Raw genomic sequence first — 17,988 nt, 5'->3', positions numbered from 1 at the left:
GTTCGTGCAGCGCCTGCAGCCTTGCTGAACAGCCATTTTGAGCACCTTGGGAGCAACATGACAGAGACTGTGAAAGATCAGGCACACGCTCCCTTGCTGAAGCATCCGGACATCGCCGTGTCGGTCGGCGTCGTGGCCATTCTCATGGTCATGCTGCTGCCGCTGCCGCGGTTTCTGCTCGATCTGTTGTTGAGCTTCGACATCACGCTGTCGGTCATCATCCTCCTGGTCGGGCTGCAAGTCCGCCGGCCGATCGAGTTCTCCGTCTTTCCCTCCATCCTCCTGATGATCACGCTGCTGCGCTTGTCGCTGAACATCGCCTCCACCCGCTTGATCCTCCTGCACGGGAACGAAGGGGCGGGCGCGGCCGGCGAGGTGATCCGCGCCTTCGGCAACTTCGTCGTCGGCGGCAACTATACGGTGGGGCTGGTCGTCTTTTCGATCCTCGTCATCATCAACTTCGTCGTCGTGACGAAAGGCGCCGGGCGCGTGGCCGAAGTCGCCGCCCGGTTCACGTTGGACGCGATGCCGGGCAAGCAGATGAGCATCGACGCCGACCTCAACGCCGGCCTGATCAAAGAGGATGAGGCGCGCCGGCGGCGGCGCGAGATCGCGGAAGAAGCGGATTTCTACGGCGCCATGGACGGCGCGAGCAAGTTCGTCCGCGGCGACGCGATCGCGGCGGTCATCATCATCCTGGTCAACATTCTGGGCGGCTTGACGATCGGCATTCTGCAGCAGGGCATGAGCCCGGGTCTCGCCGCGCAGACCTATACGCTGCTGACGGTCGGTGAAGGCCTGGTCGCGCAGATTCCCGCCCTGATCGTGTCGACGGCGGCCGGTATCGTCGTCACCCGCGCGGCGTCGGACACGGATTTGGGCGGCGAGATGACGAAGCAGCTGCTCATGTCGCCGAAGGCGGTCGGCACGGCCGCGGGGATTCTGCTGGCCTTGGGATTGATCCCGGGTCTGCCGCACCTGGCGTTCCTCGTGCTCGGCGGGCTCGTGGCCTGGACGGCCTACTATCTCCATCGGCAGGAGCAGGCGCCGGAGATCCTTCCGCCCGCCGCCGCCGCGCCGGCCAAGCCGGACGAGGGCATGACCCGCGTGGCGCCGCTGGATCTGATGGAAGTGCAGGTCGGCTACGGGCTCATCGGCTTGGTCGAAGGCACGCAAGGCACGGCCCTGTTGGATCGGATCAAAGGCTTGCGCCGCCAGTTTGCGGAGACGATGGGCTTCGTCGTGCCGCCGATCCATATCCGCGACAATCTGCAATTGCGTCCGAACGAGTACGCCATCATCCTCAAGGGCGTCGAAGTCGCGAAAGCGGACGTGTTGCCGGGCCACGTGCTGGCGATTGATCCGGGCACCGGGCAGAAGGGGCTCGTGCAGGGCATTCCGACGAAGGAGCCCGCGTTCGGCCTGCCGGCTCTGTGGGTGCCGGAAGACGCGCGCGAGCAGGCGCAGATGGCGGGCTACACGGTCGTCGACGCCAGCTCGGCCATCACGACCCATCTCTCCGAGCTCATCAAGCGCCACGGGCACGAGTTGCTGGGGCGGCAGGAAGTGCAGGCCCTCTTGGACGAGCTCGGCAAAGTCCATCCCAAGCTGGTGGAGGAGTTGATTCCGACGCTGTTGCCGCTGGGCACGGTCGTCCGGGTGCTCGGCAACCTGCTGAAGGAAGGCATCCCGATCCGCGATCTGCGATCCATCCTGGAAGCCGTCTCCGATCAGGCGTCCGCCACCAAGGACGCCGAGGTGTTGACGGAAGCCGCGCGCCAGGCGCTCGCGAGAACGATCACCAAACAGTACCAGCAGCCCGACGGCACGCTGCCGGTCATCACGTTGGACCCGCGGCTCGATCGCTCGCTGGCCGAGCAGGCCGCGGGCCTGCCGCAGGGCGCCGCGTTGACGCTCGATCCGACCGTCTCGCACAAGCTGCTGAGCAGCTTGAAGCAAGCCGCCGAGCGGGTCGCGGCCAGAGGGTATCAACCGGTCGTGCTCTGCTCGCCGGGCGTCCGCCGCCATCTGCGGCGCCTGACGGACCGCATCCTGCATTCGGTGCCGGTGATGGGATTGAACGAAGTCGACGCGCTCGTGCGCCTGCAGTCGCTCGATACGGTGCGCCTCGACGCCGAGCTCGCGCAACCGTCATGAGGTAAGCCATGAAGGTCAAAACGTTTCATGCCCTGACGATGCAAGACGCCATCCGGGCCATCAAGGACGAGCTCGGGCCGGACGCCATCATCCTGTCGTCGAAAGAAGTGCAGGAAGGCGGCCGCTTGCTGCGCCTCTTCAACAAGCCCGTCCTGGAAGTTATGGCGGCGGCCGAAGAGCCGCACCCGGAGGCTGTGCACCGAACGGTCAGCGCGCCGCCGAAAGCCGCCGACGTTCCACCGTCCGCCGCCGCGCCCGACCCGCCGCTCGCCCCGGTCTCGGCGTTTCAAGAGACGCTCGCGTCGCTGCTGAAACCGTCTTCCGCCGCGGCTGAGGCGCCGGCTCCCCGGTCGACGGGTGGGCGGCCGACGGCCGGGTGGAAAGCACAGCGCCTCGGCCGGCTGCGCACGGAGCTGCACGATCTGTGCAATCTGCTCGGCGCGTCGTTGCCTCCGGAGGCCCAATCATTGGGCGGCCGTCTCTCCGGCGACGTGGCGACCTGCTGCCGATCGCTCATTGCGCAAGGGATCAGACCCTCGACGGCCGAATCGCTGGGCCGGGAGTTGCACGCCCTGGTGGACGGCCGGCCAACCCTGTCGCGCGAGGCCGTTCAAGAGGGAATGCGGACGGTCCTGGCGCGGCGCATTCGTGTGAGCGGGCCGCTCCTGGCCGGCACCGGCGACCGGACGGTCACCCTGCTGCTCGGCCCGAGCGGATCGGGCAAAACGACCGCCGTCACGAAGCTTGCGGCGCACTACCGGTTGGAAGAAAAGAAATCGGTCGCCCTCGTCACTTTCGACACGTATCGCCAAGCCTCGGTGGAGCAGCTGCGCATGTACGCGAACGTGCTCGGCGTCCCGTTCGCCTCCGCCCTGTCGGCTCGCCAGGTCTACGAGGGTCTCAAGCGCCAAAGCCAGGCGGAGCTGGTGCTGATCGATCTGCCCGGCGCGGGACCGGAGGAGGTGGCCGCGGCCCAGGAGCTGCATCAGCTCTTGAAAGACGACGCGGCGCTGGACGTCCATCTGGTCGTGCCGGCGTCGATGCGCGAACAGGATCTGTTCCGCATCTACGATCGGGTCAGCACGCTGCCCTTGCTGCGCCTCTTCTTCACCAAGCTGGATGAAACGGCGTCCTTCGGCGGTCTCTTCGAGCTGATGCACCAGACGGGCGCGCCGTTGTCGTACTGGAGCGCCGGACAGCGGGTGCCGGAGGATCTCGAGATCGCCACGCCCGAGCGATTGGCGTCGTTCCTGACGGCACAGCATTACCAAATTCCACAGTCCCATGAGCCGCTTGCTCCGGCATTGACACGGATGAACCCGGTCGCAGCCGCGACCGCACCGAACGAAAGGTAGGAACCGCTATGCAGAGCAGACCGGAGAGCCCGATAGCCGTCGCGGCGGATCGCGCAGAGCCCGAACGGGACACGCAGGTGATCGCGGTGTCGAGCGGCAAGGGCGGCGTCGGCAAGACGAACGTCGTCGCGAATCTCGCCGTGGCCTTGTCCCAGGCCGGCAAACGGGTGCTCGTCTTGGACGCCGACCTCGGACTGGGCAACTTGGACGTACTGCTGGGGCTGGTCCCGCGCTATACGATCGAGCACGTGCTGGCTGGCGCGCGGCGTCTCGACGAAATCCTCATCGAAGGACCGGCCGGCATCCAGGTGCTGCCCGCCGGCTCCGGCGTCCAGGCGTTGACGGGATTGACGGAGTCGCAGCAGCTCCTGATCCATGAGCAGCTCGAACAGATCGCCGCCGGCGCGGACATTCTATTGGTCGACACCGGCGCCGGCATTTCGCCGCTCGTCACGTTTTTCGCGTCGTCGGCCCACGAGACCATCGTGGTGTTGTCGCCGGAGCCCACCTCGTTGACCGACGCGTATGCCTTGATCAAGGTCCTCGCCCGGCAGTACCGCGAGCGCCGCTTCAAAGTGCTGGTCAATCAGGTGAAGCACCGGCGGGAGGCGGCCGACGTGTTCCGGAAATTGGACGCCGCCGCCGACCGGTTCCTGCACGTCGCCCTCGACTATGTCGGCTGTATTCCTCACGACGACTATGTGCCGCTGGCGGTCATGCAGCAGCGGGCGGTCGCGGACCTGTTCCCCGAAGCGCCGGCCTCCCGGGCCTTCGCCGCACTCGCCCGGCAGGTGATCCAGTGGCCGCGCCCCGGCATCCCGAAAAGTTCCGTGCAACTGTTGTGGCGGCGACTCGTGCAGGCGGGCTGACGGCGGCGGAACATCCCAGGGAGACACAAGGGAATCATGAGCAAAACGGCGGTATCGCGGGAGCGGAGATCCGGTTCGAAACACGAGGCGGGGCGCGAGCAATTGATCAAAGAGTTCGCGCACGTGATCCGGGCCATGGCGCACCGGTTGGCCTTCCGCCTGCCGGCCTATCTCGACGCGGAAGACCTGATCTCGGTCGGCACGATCGGCCTCATGGACGCCATGGACAAGTACGATCCGACCCGCGAAGCGAAATTCAAAACCTATGCGGAATTCCGCATCCGCGGCGCCATGCTGGACGAAATCCGCTCGATGGATTGGATTCCGCGCTCGGTGCACGAACGCATCGGCTTGCTGCAAAAGACCCATACGGAGCTGCTGAGCCGCCTGGGGCGGCCGCCCTCCGACGAAGAAGTGGCCGCCGAATTGAAGATGTCGCTGGAGGAATTGGACGAGTTCCTCACCCGCGCCCGCGGCGCGGTGATGATCAGCATCGACGACCTCAGCCTGCAAGAGCCCGACGGCCACAAGGTCGTGAAGATGCTCGCCGACACCCACAATCCCGATCCGCTCTCCATGCTGGTGAACGAGCGTGAGCGCGAGCTGATCGCCGGCGCGATCCAACTGCTGCCCGAAAAAGAGCGGCTCGTGCTGACGCTCTATTATTATGAGGAGCTCACGATGAAAGAAATCGGCGAGCTGTTAAAAGTCACGGAATCCCGCGTCTGCCAGATCCACACGAAAGCGATCCTGCGTTTGAAGGCAGCGTTACACCAAGGCGGCTGATCGAACCAGAATCGCGCTTACCCCACCCGTTGTTTTTCCTGCACGACGCTATTACTCGCCTGAAATCGATTTGCATATCAGCAAAATCACCACCCACGTTCGAGGGGGGACCCTCAAACGTGGGATTGTGCAATTTTTGGAATTGTCTATACTGCGCGGCCGTTGTCGGTCGGGAATCGAACGCTTCGCGATACAAAGGGAGCGGCTTGGCGTGCGCCAGGTCGAATCATGCATGAGGACGATGAGTCAGGTATTCGGGCAGAGCATGGGCTACCGCGGAAGGGCGGTCCTGTTTTCAGCGGCGTTGGCACTCGCCGGGGTCCTCTCCGGTTCAGCCGCCGACATCAGCTACGTCTACGACCATCTCGGCCGCTTGATCGCCGTCATCGATCCGGCCACCGACACCGCCGTCTATTCCTACGATGCGGTCGGCAATCTGACCGGCATCACACGGCAAAGCTCCGGCACGTTGGCGGTGTTCCAGTTCACGCCGTCCGGCGGACCGGTCGGCACGACCGTCACCATCTATGGCACCGGCTTCAGCGCCACGCCGGCGTCCAATACGGTGAAGTTCAACGGCACGACAGCGACGGTGCTGACCGCCTCGACCACGGTTCTGACGGCGACGGTGCCGAACGGCGCGACCACGGGCCCGATTAGCGTGACCGTAGCCGGCACTACGGCCACGAGCGTGTCCTCATTTACCACAGGGAGTGGAGCAGCCCCGACGATTACCAGTTTTTCTCCAACAGTGGGGGCATTCGGAACGACGGTCACGCTGACCGGGACAAACTACGATGCGACGCCGACGAAGAACAAGGTCACGTTCAATCCCGCCTACGGGACCGTCACGACGGCGTCTGCCACATCACTCGGTGTCACAGTCCCTGTCGGAGCCCAATCCGGCCCGATCGGAGTGGCGACGGTTAACGGCAACGCCACGAGCTCTCAAGATTTCTTTGTCAGTCCCGCCGGAATTCCTCCTGCCGACGTGCAGTTCACCGGCCGCATTGTGGTCGGGGGAGCGACGGTGGTGGCTTCGATTACCACTGCCAATAAAGTGGGATTGGTCGTATTTGATGGGATAGCCGGCCAACGCCTCAATCTGGGCCTAACGAACGTCACCATTCCATCCAGCACGGTCTCCTTCATCAAGCCAGATGGGACGGTGTTATCCTTCGCAAGCATCGGCAGCGGTGGCGGCTCGCTCGATTCACCCGTGCTCCCCGTGACGGGGACCTACACCATCCTGATTGACCCGGCCAGCACTTACACTGGGAACATGACGCTCACGCTGTCCGCCGAGCTTGTGGGCAATCTCACGATTGCAGGGACGCCGGCCACGGTATCCATCACCCGCGTAGGGCAGAACGCGCGCTACTTCTTTACCGGCACGGCTGGACAAACAGTCAGCCTCGGCATGACGGGTGTCACGATCACGCAATCCAACGTGTCCATGTATAAACCGGACGGAAGCGTCTTCATTCCGGCGACTTCGATCAACACATCTGGGGGGGCACTCGATACTCAGGTGTTACCGGTCTCGGGAGCCTACGCCATTCTGGTCGATCCGGTCTCCACCTACACAGGTAACATGACGCTGACGCTCTACGGAGCGGCGGATGTGACCGGCACGATTGCGCTTGATGGAGCCAGCGTCACCTCCTCCCTTACCGTGCCAGGCCAGCGAGCGCGCTACACCTTCACCGGAACGGCCGGTCAGTGGGTCAACGTCGGCCTGACAAGCGTGAGCATCACGTCCAGCACCGTGTCTGTGCTCCGGCCGGATGGGACCACCTTGTCCTCGGTCAGTGTCGGCACCGGCGGTGGCAGTCTCGATCCTCCGGTCTTGCCCAGCACCGGGACCTATACGATCGTGGTCGATCCCGCTGGGTTGTATACAGGCAGCATGACGCTGACCCTCTCATCAGCGTTGACCGGCTCCATCACGCTCGACGGCGCCTCGGTGCCGATCAGTTTCGCGCGCGCCGGGCAAACGGCCCGCTACACGTTCAGCGGAACGGCGGGTCAGTGGGTGAGCCTTGGTCTCACCTCCGTGACACTGACCACCGTGAATGTGACCCTGCTGAAACCCGATGACACCACGCTGACCTCTGCTTCAGTGGGCACGAGCGGCGGAGGACTGGAACCGCCCAGTACGCTGCCGACCACCGGAACCTACACCATCGTTGTGGATCCCGCAGGGACGTACACCGGGAATATCACGCTGACCTTGATGTCCTACCTCACCGGTACGCTGAATCTGGACGGCGCAGCGACAGTCTCCACGATTTCAACGATCGGCCAGAATGCCCTGTACACATTTAGTGGCACAGCGGGGCAGTGGGTTGGTCTCGGGATCACGAGCGTGACCATCACGTCCAGTACAGTGATGCTGCTGAAACCAGATGGCACTACGTTATCGTCGGCCAATGTGACCACAGCCGGCGCGACCTTCGATCCGCCGGCTTTGCCGACCACCGGCACGTACACCATCACCGTCAACCCCGCCGCACACTATACGGGCAACATGACCCTCACGTTGTCTTCGGACGTGACCGGGTCAGTCACGATCAATGACCCTGCGACGACGATCTCTATCGGGAGACCAGGACAAAACGCCCGCTATACCTTCGCCGGCACGGCTGGGCAGCAAGTCACGGTACGAATCACGGGCAATACGCTGGGCGCGCTTACGGTGAACCTGTATACCCCTAGCGGAGGTTGGCAAACTGGGGCAGGAAATTCAGCAACCAGTTTCAACTTACCGACCGTGACACTGGGGACGACCGGTACCTATACGGTCACAATCAGCCCAGGCACAACGACCGGAACCCTCAACCTGCAGGTGACGAACCCATGAAAACCCAACGTGCATTAAGCAAGGATGCTGGATTTCTAGTGGTCTTCCTCCTGCATACAGCTATGGGTTCATCCTTGGGCCTGGCTCAGGTTCTTGCGCCAGGCGGGGCTGATATTGGGGGACAAAGTGTTGCCAGTGGATTAGCGATGCCGCCTGGTGGTTCAGGGACGCTGAACTATGTAGGCCAAAAAGGTAATTACACGGTGAATTACTCAGCCGGCACTAATCCTAACTACGATGGCCTCTCCTTTTTCAAGCGGCCGGACCCCTACACATCCGGAATACCAGCGGGATGGCAGTCAATAAACGGATATATTTGGGACTGCAAATCAAGCATCGAACAACCGCCTACCTATGGGTCCTTCTTTGCCATGCGGGTCAGCGACATCAATGGGAATGTGGTGGCAGACATAGGACTTCCTATTCCCGTACAGTGGTGTTCGTGGGGTGACGCGGCCAATGGAGGGCATTACGACATATGGGATCAAGCCAGGCATCCGGTCAACAATCCAAATCCTCCAAAGTGGGCCCCTGATCCTCCGGACCAGAAAGCGACGGACGGAGAGAAGAAGAAGGATGGTGATCCGGTCGATCTTGCGACCGGACTCTTTATCCTGGAGAAGACCGACTTAGCGGTCCCCGACATCATGCCCCTGGCTTTGACAAGAACGTATCGGCAGAACGACACCGCTTCGCGTACCCTCGGAATCGGCACGACCCATCCGTATGATTTGTGGCTTGCCCGCGATAACGACTGCAGCGTCATGCAGCTCATCCAGCCAGATGGAGCCCGCGAGACTTACACGCGCACCAGCGGCACGGATTGCTTTACCGCATCGCTGGTCAATCAGAATTCTCCGAGCCCCGCCTTGCAGTCAACGTTGAATTGGGACAATGCCCGCCAGCGATGGAGCCTCAAGCGCAAGGACGGCACGACCTATCGATTTTCCTCGTTGAGCGCCTATGCGCGCCTGCTGCTGATGGAGGTCGAGGATCGAAACGGGAATCTCACGACATTGCTCCGCGACTCGCTGGGCCGGCTCACCCGCATCATCAGCCCCTCGACCAAGTTCCTCCAATTAACCTATGACACCAGCAACCGCATCACCCAAGCGGTCGATAATATCGGACGCACGGTGACCTACACGTATGATGCCAGTGGACGCCTTTGGAAAGTGACGGACCCGGCTAATGGGATCACCGAATATAGCTACGATGCCGCCCACCTGATGTTGACGATCAAAGATCCGAAGGGCATTGTCTTCTTGACCAATACGTACGACACGAACGGCCGTGTCAGTACCCAGACTCAAGCGGACAGCACCACCTATCAATTCGCGTACGTGCTGGATGGGAATGGAAAAGTAATACAGACCGACGTCACGGACCCGCGCGGCTTCGTGCGGCGGCTGACGTTTAACAGTGCCGGCTATGCGTTAACGGATACCCTCGCGTTCGGTCAGCCGGAAGCCCAGACGACCACATTCGAACGACAGGCCGGAACCAACTTGATCCTCAGCGTCACGGACGCGCTCACCCGCAAGACGGCGTACACCTATGACACCAAAGGAAACATTTTGACCATTACCCGCCTGGCAACCACACCGAATGCGGTGACAACGACATTCACCTACGATTCGACGTGGAATCAAGTGACATCCATCACTGATCCACTGAACCACACCACGAATTTTGGTTATGATTCGAAGGGCAACTTGACATCCATCACCAATGCCCTGAACCAAGTGTCAACCATCACCGTGAACGCCCAAGGCCAACCGCTGACAATCAAAGATCCGCTAAACAATACGACGACGCTCAGTTACGCGGCCGCGGATCTTGTGAGCACGACGGATCCACTGAATCGGGCGTCCACGAGATTCGTTGATTCTGTGGGCCGCCTGCTGGCCGTCACGAACGCCCTCGGACAACGCATACAATATGATGTGGATACGCTGAATCGCATCACGAAATTGACCGACGCGTTGAACGGCCAGACGCAATTCACCTACGATGCGAATGGAAATCTGCTGACCGTTTCCGATGCCAAGAGCCAGGTGACGACCTACACGTACAACACTATGGATCGGCTGGCCACGCGGAAGGATGCGTTACTCAATACTGAGACCTATACGTATGACAACAACGGGAATGTCGCGACCGTGACGGATCGCAAAGGGCACGTCACCACCTATACCTACGACGCCTTAAACCGACGGACCAAGGCGACCTATCACGACGGCACCTCGACGAATTACACGTATGATGCGGGCAACAGAATCACGCAGGTACAAGAAAAGGACGCGAGCCAGACTGTCACCGCGACCATCACGAGGACCTATGATGGCCTCGATCGCTTGACGCAGGAAGTGACCGCGCAAGGGACAATCAATTACACGTACGACAACGCCTCCCGCCGCGCCACGATGACCGTCGTGGGCCAGCCGCAAGTCACCTATACCTACGACAATGCCAATCGGCTCACGCAAGTGGTGCAAGGCACGAGCACGGTCACGATCGCGTACGACGATGCGGACAGACGGACAAGTCTGTCATTACCCAACGGCAACAGCATCGTGTATGCCTATGATGCCGCGAGCCAGCTCACGAGCCTCACGTACAAGTCTGGCACCACGGTCATTGGCGACTTGACCTACACGTATGATGGTGCAGGCAATCGAATTAAGGTCGGTGGTGCCTTCGCCCGAACAACCATTCCTCCAGCATTAACTACAGTTTCCTACAACGCCAACAATCAGCAATTGACGTTTGGCGCCAACACGGAGACGTACGATCTCAACGGGAACCTCGCGACGGTCACCGATCCGAGCGGAACAGCAACCTACACGTGGAATGCACGCGACCAACTCACGGGGATCAGCGCAACGGGCTTCTCCGCCAGCTTTACCTATGACTCCTTTGGGAGAAGAACGGGAAGAACCGTGAATGGTGTGGTGACCAATTATGTGTACGATGGGCTCAATCCGGTACAGGAAAAGTCCGGCGCAACTGTGACAGCCAATCTGATCACGGGCTTAGGCATTGACGAGTTTTTCCAGCGAACCGATGGAGTTGGAACGAGTACCCTCTTAAGCGACGCCTTAGGCTCGACGATTGCCTTGGGGGATGCCACGGGCACGCTCCAAACGCAGTACACGTATGAACCATTTGGCTATGCGACGACGCTGGGCCAGGCGAACACGAACTCATACAAATACACCGGGCGGGAGGATGATGGGAGCGGCCTCTCCTACTATCGGGCGCGGTATTATCATCCAAGGCTGCAGCGGTTTATCAGCGAAGATCCGATCGGGTTTTATGCAGGGCCGAACTTTTACGCTTATGTCAGTAATAAAGTAATGATATACAATGATCCTCTTGGATTAGACCCGTCGAAGGGGAAAAAACTTGATGGTGGTATTAGCGCTACCTGGGGAACAAATGGAATGCAGTGTACCGCTGGAGGGGGGTGCAGGGCTACGACGACCTTTCCTCCAGAAGTTAAAATTCAAATTCAAGGCTCCTATAACGAGCCTCCCAACAATCTCAATCCTATTAATGCAAACGTAAATATCTACACTTTTCAGATACCGGGGCTCGGAATCGGAGTAGAAGCCAGTATCGGGACTTATTTCTACGACAATCCGAATCAGGGCACAGGTGGTCAGACAACGCTGCAGCAGGGCCTATCTATAGGCTTAGGAGTAGGTGCTGGCTTCTCAGGTAGCATTCAGAAGTAGGGCAAGATCTCTTGGAGAGATTTACGATATTAAAGTCAAAGCACTGAGGCAGAAAATATGTCTATGGAGTACACAGTTTACCAACTGCTTTACGAAATAGCATTTCTTCAAATTGGAATTGTAGTCGGCTTCCTTTTGATCATTTCAACAAAGAACGGCTGGAATATTTTGCTTGATCCGCCAGCCTCACTACAGCCTGTTTTGTCAAAACTTGGCAAGAGGCTTCTCCCAAGGAAATGGGAGGCACGTAGTTTCTACTTGGTGGGAGCTCTTCTCATATTGGTAGCAGGGGCTCTAATTGTGCAAAGGATAATCATTCTTGCTCATCGATTAGGCTATTGACCAGGGGCCAGCCGCTCACCTTTAAAGATCCGCTGAACAATACGACGACGCTCACCAAAGGGCAGGTGACGACCTCCACGTACGATGCCTTGAATCGGCGCACCAAGACCACCTATCACGACGGGACCTCGACGAATTACACCTATGATGCGGGCAATCGGATGACTCAAATCCAAGAAAAGGATGCGAGCAACAACGTCACCGCCACCATCACTCGCACGTATGACGGTCTGGATCGGCTGACGCAAGAAGTGACGGCCCAAGGGCAGATCGACTACGCCTATGACAATGCCGGTCGGCGCACGAGCATGACGGTCGTCGGCCAGCCGGCGGTTACGTACACGTATGACAATGCGAATCGGCTGACACAGATCCAGCAGGGAACCAGCACGACCGCGATGGCCTATGACGCGGCGGGTCGGCGCACGAGCCTCACCCTCCCCACCGGGACCAGCATCCTGTATGCGTATGACGCAGCTTCGCAGTTGACAAGCCTGACGTACAAGCAAGGGACTGTCACAGTGGGAGACTTGCTCTACACCTACGATGGGAGTGGCAACCGGATCAAAGTGGGAGGCAGCTTCGGGAGGACGATGAGCTGGCCCGGGTTTCGTAGACACCAGGTTAAGAGTCACCCACCTGTCGCTCAAACGCCAGTGGACTGAGATAGCCCAGGCTCTGGTGGAGCCGCTGGCGATTATAGAACCCCTCAATAAACGCAAAGATCTCCCGACTGGCTTCGTCCCGGGTGTGATACGTCTGGTGATGCACGAGCTCGTTTTTCAACGTACTGAAGAAGTTCTCGGCCACCGAGAAAATCTGAAGGTGCCTGGAACCATTTTCTCAACCCGAAGGTCTCAGCCCATTGAAGAGGTTGGGTCCACAAACCGGCTGATCTGGCCTACTGATCGGCTCTAGGGCGGCTCTATTCCTCAGTTCGTTGCTGCTCGTTGCTGTTTGCTCCTCGCACCAGGTCCTTCCTGACTTCAGTTTCCGCTCGCGCCCGCCGATTCAGCTGTACCGCGCAAGTACACACATTTGCCATGGCGACCATGCAGCACCACGACGTTCCGCCGCCGTCTTTGGCCCAAGGCAAGTTCTCCATCCATGACTTCCGTCTTCCATCCGCGCGCGCCCGCGGATCCCGGTCCGGCCGCACCCTTTCGCGAGCCTGGGCCTCGATCTGCGTCGGCCTGTCCGCGCTGGCCTGCGCCGCCAGCCTGGCCTGGATGTTGACGGCGCCGGACGGCCGTCTGGAGGCGCGTGTCTCGGCCGCGGCCCTCAAGGACGTGAAGCAGCGGCTCCTGCTCGGAGGAATCGGCGCGGTGATGAGCCTCGGCATCGGCATCATCGGCGTGCTCTGCTGGCCCAGGAAAAGCCGGCTCACGACGCACGGCGGCGCTCCGCCGCTCTCGACCTATGACGGCATGACCGGGCTGCCGACCCGGCGCCTGTTCGACGTGCTGCTGACTCAAGCGCTGGCCCGAGCCGAGGCCACGTCGCGCCTCGTCGCCGTGCTCGTCATCGATCTGGTCCACTACGGGGTCGGGTCCCACGCGAGACGCGAAGAAGGGGACCAGACCCCGGGCGCTTCCCACCGATGGCTCCCGACCCCGCTCGTCGTGCGCGTGCAGGCGGCGCGCATCAAGAGCGTGCTCCACGCGCAGGACGCTCTGGCGCGGCTGGACGAACGGCGCTTTGCGGTGGTGCTCGACAACGTGCAGCAAGCCGCCGAGTTCCTCGCCACGGCGCGCGCGATTCGCCAGACGATCGGATTGCCGCTTCAGATCGAAGGCCAAGAGCTGCTGTTGTCCTGCCGCATCGGCGGCGCGATCGCGCCCTGGGACGGCGTCGAGGCCGACGGGCTTCTGAAGAAGGCGGCGCTCATGCTCTCGCAGAGTCAAGACAATGACGGCGCCATCGCGTTTGCGTCAGATCCCACGACAGGCCACGCATTCGGACGGCCGACATCCGGCCGGTTCTCCGCGACGGAGAATCGACTCAGCAACCAGCTCATCACCGGCCGCTAGGAAGATTCTGCAGGGCCGCCGGTAGAAATCTCCCGCTCCGCCGTCTTTCCGGCCCCGTTTACGCGCAGCACGCCTAAGCAAACCTCGCCGTTTCCGCTCCTTCGCCGGCCTTCGCCAAAACCGCCCGTGTGGCACGGGGGTTGCTGAGTCTCCGCACGAGCAAAACGGAGCACCAGCACCATGAATCGCGGCATCTATCCGATCCTGTCCGGCGCATTGGCCCACGAGCGGCGCATGCAGGTCTTCGCCAACAACATGGCGAACGTGAACACGGCCGGCTTCAAGCAGGACGAGCAGGCGTTTCAAGCCGTCTTCCCGAAACCCCACCTCGCCCTGCCGGCCTCCGGCCATACCGCCGGACTCGCGCAACAGATCGGCGCACGGCCGTTTGGGCCGGCCGAACGCGCCTTCGTCGCCCCGCATCTCGTGAAGACGACCTTTGAGCCGGGACGAATCCGGCTCACCGGCAATCCGCTGGATCTGGCGATTCAAGGACAAGGCTTCTTCGAAGTGAAGACGCCGCAAGGCACCCGCTACACCCGCAACGGCATGTTCTCGCTCGACAACCAGCGGCGGCTCGTGACCAACCTCGGCTATCCGGTGATGGGAACCAAGGGTGAGATCAAGATCCCGGCCGGCAAGCTCGAGATCTCCACGCAAGGCGACATCAAGGTCGACGACAAGTCGGTGGCGGCGATCAAGATTATGGAATTCCCCGACGATCAGATGCCGGCCAAATTCGCCGAAGGGCTGTTCGTGTCCGACAAGGGGACCGCCGCGAAAAATCCGCTGCTCCAAGTGGGGCACATCGAAGAGTCGAACGTCAACGCGATCGGCGAGATGGTGAAGATGATTCAAGGCATGCGGAGCTACGAATCCACGCAAAAGCTGATTCAGACGCTGGACCGCATGGCCGAAGTGGCGATTCAGGACGTGGGAAGAGTGCTTTAACACAGTGACGAGTGACTGGTGACGAGTGACGAGAAAAAGCCAACCGATCTTTGCTCGTCACGTGTCACTGATCACTTGTCACGGAGGTAAACGATGATCAGAGCCATGTGGACGGCGGCGACCGGTATGACGGCGCAGCAGATCAACGTCGATACGGTCGCCCACAATCTCGCCAACGTCAACACGAACTCCTTCAAACGCAGCCGAGCGGAATTCGCCGACCTGCTCTATCAAATCCAGCGGCTGCCCGGTACCAACGCGTCCAACGTCGGCGTCTTTCCCGTCGGCATCCAGGTCGGTGCAGGGGTGCGGCCCACGACGGTCGCCAAGGAATGGCTGCAGGGGAACATGCGCCAGACGAACAACGATCTGGATCTCGCCATCGACGGACCGGGCTTCTTCCAAGTCTCGCGGCCGGACGGCACGATCATGTACACGCGCAACGGGTCGTTCAAGCGGGACAACGTCGGCAATCTCGTCACCGGCGACGGAGATCTGCTGAACCCCGTGATTACCGTTCCGTCGGGCGCATTGAAAGTCGATATCGGCCAGGATGGTACGGTTTCCGTCCTGCTCCCCGGCGTCACGCAGGCGTCGCAGATCGGTCAAATCCAGCTCACGCGATTTGACAACCCGTCGGGGCTCGTCGCGATGGGCAACAACCTGTTCATCGATAGCTTCTCGTCCGGGCCGCCCATTCAAGGCACCGGCGGCTTCACGACGGGCTTCGGCATGATTCAGCAGGGCTTTCTCGAAAGCTCCAACGTCAATCTCGCGGAAGAGATGGTCAATATGATCATCGCGCAGCGCAGCTACGAGATTAATTCGAAAACGATTCAAGCCTCCGACGACATGATGGCGATCGCCAATAACCTCCGTCGATGAGTGTCAAAGGAGCCGCGATGTTGTGGCAAACAGTTGCATCGATCGGTGTGCTGGGTGTCAGCCTGCTCTGGGCCGGCGAACCCGCCGGCGCAGCGGGCCGCGCGGACGGGCGCGCGCCGCAGAAGCCGCCCGCCGAGCGGGCCGGCGCGCGGGAGCTCCATCCGGACCTGTTCACAAAAACGATTCAGAAATATCTCGAAGGCGAATGGAGCGGGCGGGTTCAGGGCGTTCACGTGGCGCTGCTGGAGCCGTCGGAGCCGGTGAAGATTCCGTCCGGCGTCGTCGAGCTGCGCGTCGCGCCTTCCTCGTTCGAGGAAGGCTTGGGTCGCCGGCTGTTTCATGTGACCGTCATGGCGGACGGCAAGGCCTGGACGACCGTCGACGCGCTGGCCGATGTGGCGGCGATGGTGGACGTCGTCGTGCCGAACCGCTATCTGAAGTCGGAGGAACTGATCGACGCCGGTGATCTCACGACGCAGCGCATCAAAGTCTACGATCTCAACCATCCCTATCTCACTGATCGGGAGGACGCGGTCGGCAAGAGCGCGGCCCGGCCCCTTCAAGCCGACACGCCGCTGCGTCCGACCTTTCTCAAGACACCTCTGACGATCAAGAAAGGCGATCGAGTCCTGATCGAGGCCAAACGGGGAGGGTTGTCGATCCAAACCTCCGGCGTCACCAGATCCAGCGGCCACATCGGCCAGTCGATCATGGTGGCGAACCTCGATTCGGGAAGGGAGCTGCGGGCTAAGATTGTGGCACCCGGTTTAGTCCAAGTGGAGTTTTAGTCAGGATGCTGAAACAGGACCGCCAGCGGCGTTCTCAGTCGCGCGTCTCCTTGCGACGTACCCCACCGGGAAACGAGCCGTCTTGGCGGCTCGGGGATCGGGCGGGTGAAAAGGGTGCGCCTCAGTCGCAAGACACTGCCGCCTCACCATCTCGGCGGCGTGGACAAACGTGGCGTCACTTATTCGTGACGCCGTCCGCCTCCCTGCGGCCTTGCTGGACGGCCTGTTTGAGCATCCTCTTTGGAAGTACGAGCACACGTACATACTGCCCTTATTTTCTGATATTCATACTTCTATCTTATGGCTGCATGAGCACGCCGGCGGTGTCGAGCAAGATCACCGTGCCGCCCTTGCCGCCGCCCAAGACGATCGGGTCCTTATGGCAGGAGGAAAACGGGCGGGCCTACTTGTATGAAGACCTGCGCGCCATGCGGGTCGGCGACGTCCTGACCGTGAAGATCGTCGAAAAGCACAAGGGCTCGAAGTCGGCCGACACGGCGGCGCAGCGCGAATCGACGGTGGAGAACAGTTTGGCCGGCACCGGGATGGGTTATATCGGCCTCCCGGGCATCCGGCTCGGGGACGAAGCGCGCCGTGGCCTGGGCATCGACGCCAGCTCCAAGAACAAATTCGGCGGCAAAGGCGCCACGAGCCGTGAGGGAACCTTGACCGGCACCATCTCCGTGATCGTCACCGAGGTGCTGCCGAACGGCGATCTGCGGATCGAAGGCCGGCGCGATGTGACGGTGAACAGCGAAAAGCAGCTCATGACGATCGCCGGCATCGTCCGCCGGGTGGACGTCGATACAAAGAATACCGTGCTGTCGTCCGCCATCGCCGACGCCAAGATCGAATATTCAGGCCTCGGCGTGCTCGACGACGTGCAGCGGCCCGGCTGGCTGGTGCGTATCCTCGACTGGATCTATCCATTCTGATCGAAGGAGGAACCCTGTGACGATTGCACCCAGACGGAAACCGGTTCCCGCAATGGGCCGCCTGCGACGCCCGCTCAGCCTGGGCACCTTGCAGATGATGGTGATGAGCGGTGTCGTGCGCCGAGCCGACTTGAATCCGCCTCCGGCGCCGCAGCGGTATGAGCCGTCGGACAATCCGCATGGCGCGTCGCCGCAAGACTCGGCCTCGGAACGGGGATGGCTCTCGCGCATGTTCTTAGGGCGTAGGGCGCAGGCGACGGCCAATCGATGATAATGGAGAAAGATCA

13 protein-coding genes and 1 pseudogene are annotated in these 17,988 nt (G+C 61.1%); 13 read left to right on the top strand and 1 reads right to left on the bottom strand.

Going from position 1 to position 17,988, the window contains the following annotated elements; all coding sequences use genetic code 11:
• Window positions 1–57: 57 nt before the first annotated feature.
• The 7 genes from flhA to NITMOv2_RS10100 all read left to right on the top strand — a co-directional run bounded on the left by flhA (window position 58) and on the right by NITMOv2_RS10100 (window position 12,777).
• Window positions 58–2,157 (top strand): flagellar biosynthesis protein FlhA, encoded by a 2,100-nt coding sequence (flhA, locus tag NITMOv2_RS10135; protein ID WP_053379757.1) that lies wholly within the window; start codon window positions 58–60, stop codon window positions 2,155–2,157.
• Between the two features lie 8 nt (window positions 2,158–2,165).
• A complete protein-coding gene (flhF, locus tag NITMOv2_RS10130) occupies window positions 2,166–3,512 on the top strand; it encodes a flagellar biosynthesis GTPase FlhF (protein ID WP_053379756.1) in 1,347 nt (448 codons plus the stop codon).
• Between the two features lie 8 nt (window positions 3,513–3,520).
• Window positions 3,521–4,381 carry a MinD/ParA family protein gene (locus NITMOv2_RS10125; RefSeq protein WP_053379755.1) on the top strand — a complete coding sequence of 287 codons (861 nt, stop codon included), beginning with the start codon at window positions 3,521–3,523 and terminating at the stop codon, window positions 4,379–4,381.
• Window positions 4,382–4,417: 36 nt separating this feature from the next.
• Complete coding sequence (locus tag NITMOv2_RS10120; RefSeq protein WP_053379754.1) at window positions 4,418–5,167, top strand: sigma-70 family RNA polymerase sigma factor; 750 nt, start codon at window positions 4,418–4,420, stop codon at window positions 5,165–5,167.
• Window positions 5,168–5,408: 241 nt separating this feature from the next.
• Window positions 5,409–8,030 carry an IPT/TIG domain-containing protein gene (locus NITMOv2_RS10115; protein ID WP_187299424.1) on the top strand — a complete coding sequence of 874 codons (2,622 nt, stop codon included), beginning with the start codon at window positions 5,409–5,411 and terminating at the stop codon, window positions 8,028–8,030.
• Complete coding sequence (locus tag NITMOv2_RS10110; protein ID WP_083447919.1) at window positions 8,027–11,770, top strand: RHS repeat-associated core domain-containing protein; 3,744 nt, start codon at window positions 8,027–8,029, stop codon at window positions 11,768–11,770. The genes NITMOv2_RS10115 and NITMOv2_RS10110 overlap by 4 nt, the downstream gene beginning before the upstream one ends.
• Window positions 11,771–12,108: 338 nt before the next feature.
• Window positions 12,109–12,777 carry an RHS repeat domain-containing protein gene (locus tag NITMOv2_RS10100; protein WP_053379750.1) on the top strand — a complete coding sequence of 223 codons (669 nt, stop codon included), beginning with the start codon at window positions 12,109–12,111 and terminating at the stop codon, window positions 12,775–12,777.
• Here the strand turns inward: NITMOv2_RS10100 and NITMOv2_RS22700 are convergent.
• Window positions 12,737–12,916 (bottom strand): annotated as a pseudogene (locus NITMOv2_RS22700) (IS3 family transposase); the annotation flags it as partial. The gene NITMOv2_RS10100 and the pseudogene NITMOv2_RS22700 overlap by 41 nt on opposite strands.
• 239 nt (window positions 12,917–13,155) lie before the next feature.
• Here NITMOv2_RS22700 and NITMOv2_RS10095 point away from each other — a divergent pair.
• The 6 genes from NITMOv2_RS10095 (at window position 13,156) to NITMOv2_RS10070 (ending at window position 17,972) form a co-directional block, all read left to right on the top strand.
• On the top strand, window positions 13,156–14,142 hold the full coding sequence (locus NITMOv2_RS10095; RefSeq protein ID WP_053379749.1) for a GGDEF domain-containing protein: 987 nt from the start codon (window positions 13,156–13,158) through the stop codon (window positions 14,140–14,142).
• A 180-nt stretch (window positions 14,143–14,322) separates the two neighbouring features.
• Complete coding sequence (gene flgF / locus NITMOv2_RS10090) at window positions 14,323–15,093, top strand: flagellar basal-body rod protein FlgF (RefSeq protein WP_053379748.1); 771 nt, start codon at window positions 14,323–14,325, stop codon at window positions 15,091–15,093.
• A gap of 93 nt (window positions 15,094–15,186) precedes the next feature.
• Window positions 15,187–15,978: a flagellar basal-body rod protein FlgG gene (gene flgG, locus NITMOv2_RS10085; protein WP_053379747.1), complete on the top strand. Its 792-nt coding sequence runs from the start codon at window positions 15,187–15,189 to the stop codon at window positions 15,976–15,978.
• 17 nt (window positions 15,979–15,995) lie between these two features.
• Window positions 15,996–16,766, top strand: coding sequence for a flagellar basal body P-ring formation chaperone FlgA (gene flgA / locus NITMOv2_RS10080; RefSeq protein WP_053379746.1), 771 nt, complete (start codon window positions 15,996–15,998; stop codon window positions 16,764–16,766).
• Between the two features lie 308 nt (window positions 16,767–17,074).
• Window positions 17,075–17,701, top strand: coding sequence for a flagellar basal body L-ring protein FlgH (locus NITMOv2_RS10075; protein ID WP_053379745.1), 627 nt, complete (start codon window positions 17,075–17,077; stop codon window positions 17,699–17,701).
• Between the two features lie 16 nt (window positions 17,702–17,717).
• Window positions 17,718–17,972, top strand: coding sequence for a hypothetical protein (locus tag NITMOv2_RS10070; protein WP_145976263.1), 255 nt, complete (start codon window positions 17,718–17,720; stop codon window positions 17,970–17,972).
• Window positions 17,973–17,988: the final 16 nt, after the last annotated feature.

It is taken from the genome of Nitrospira moscoviensis (assembly GCF_001273775.1).
GTDB lineage: Bacteria > Nitrospirota > Nitrospiria > Nitrospirales > Nitrospiraceae > Nitrospira_D > Nitrospira_D moscoviensis.
Note: the sequence above shows the minus strand (reverse complement) of the source record. Positions and strands in the feature narration are given on the sequence as shown.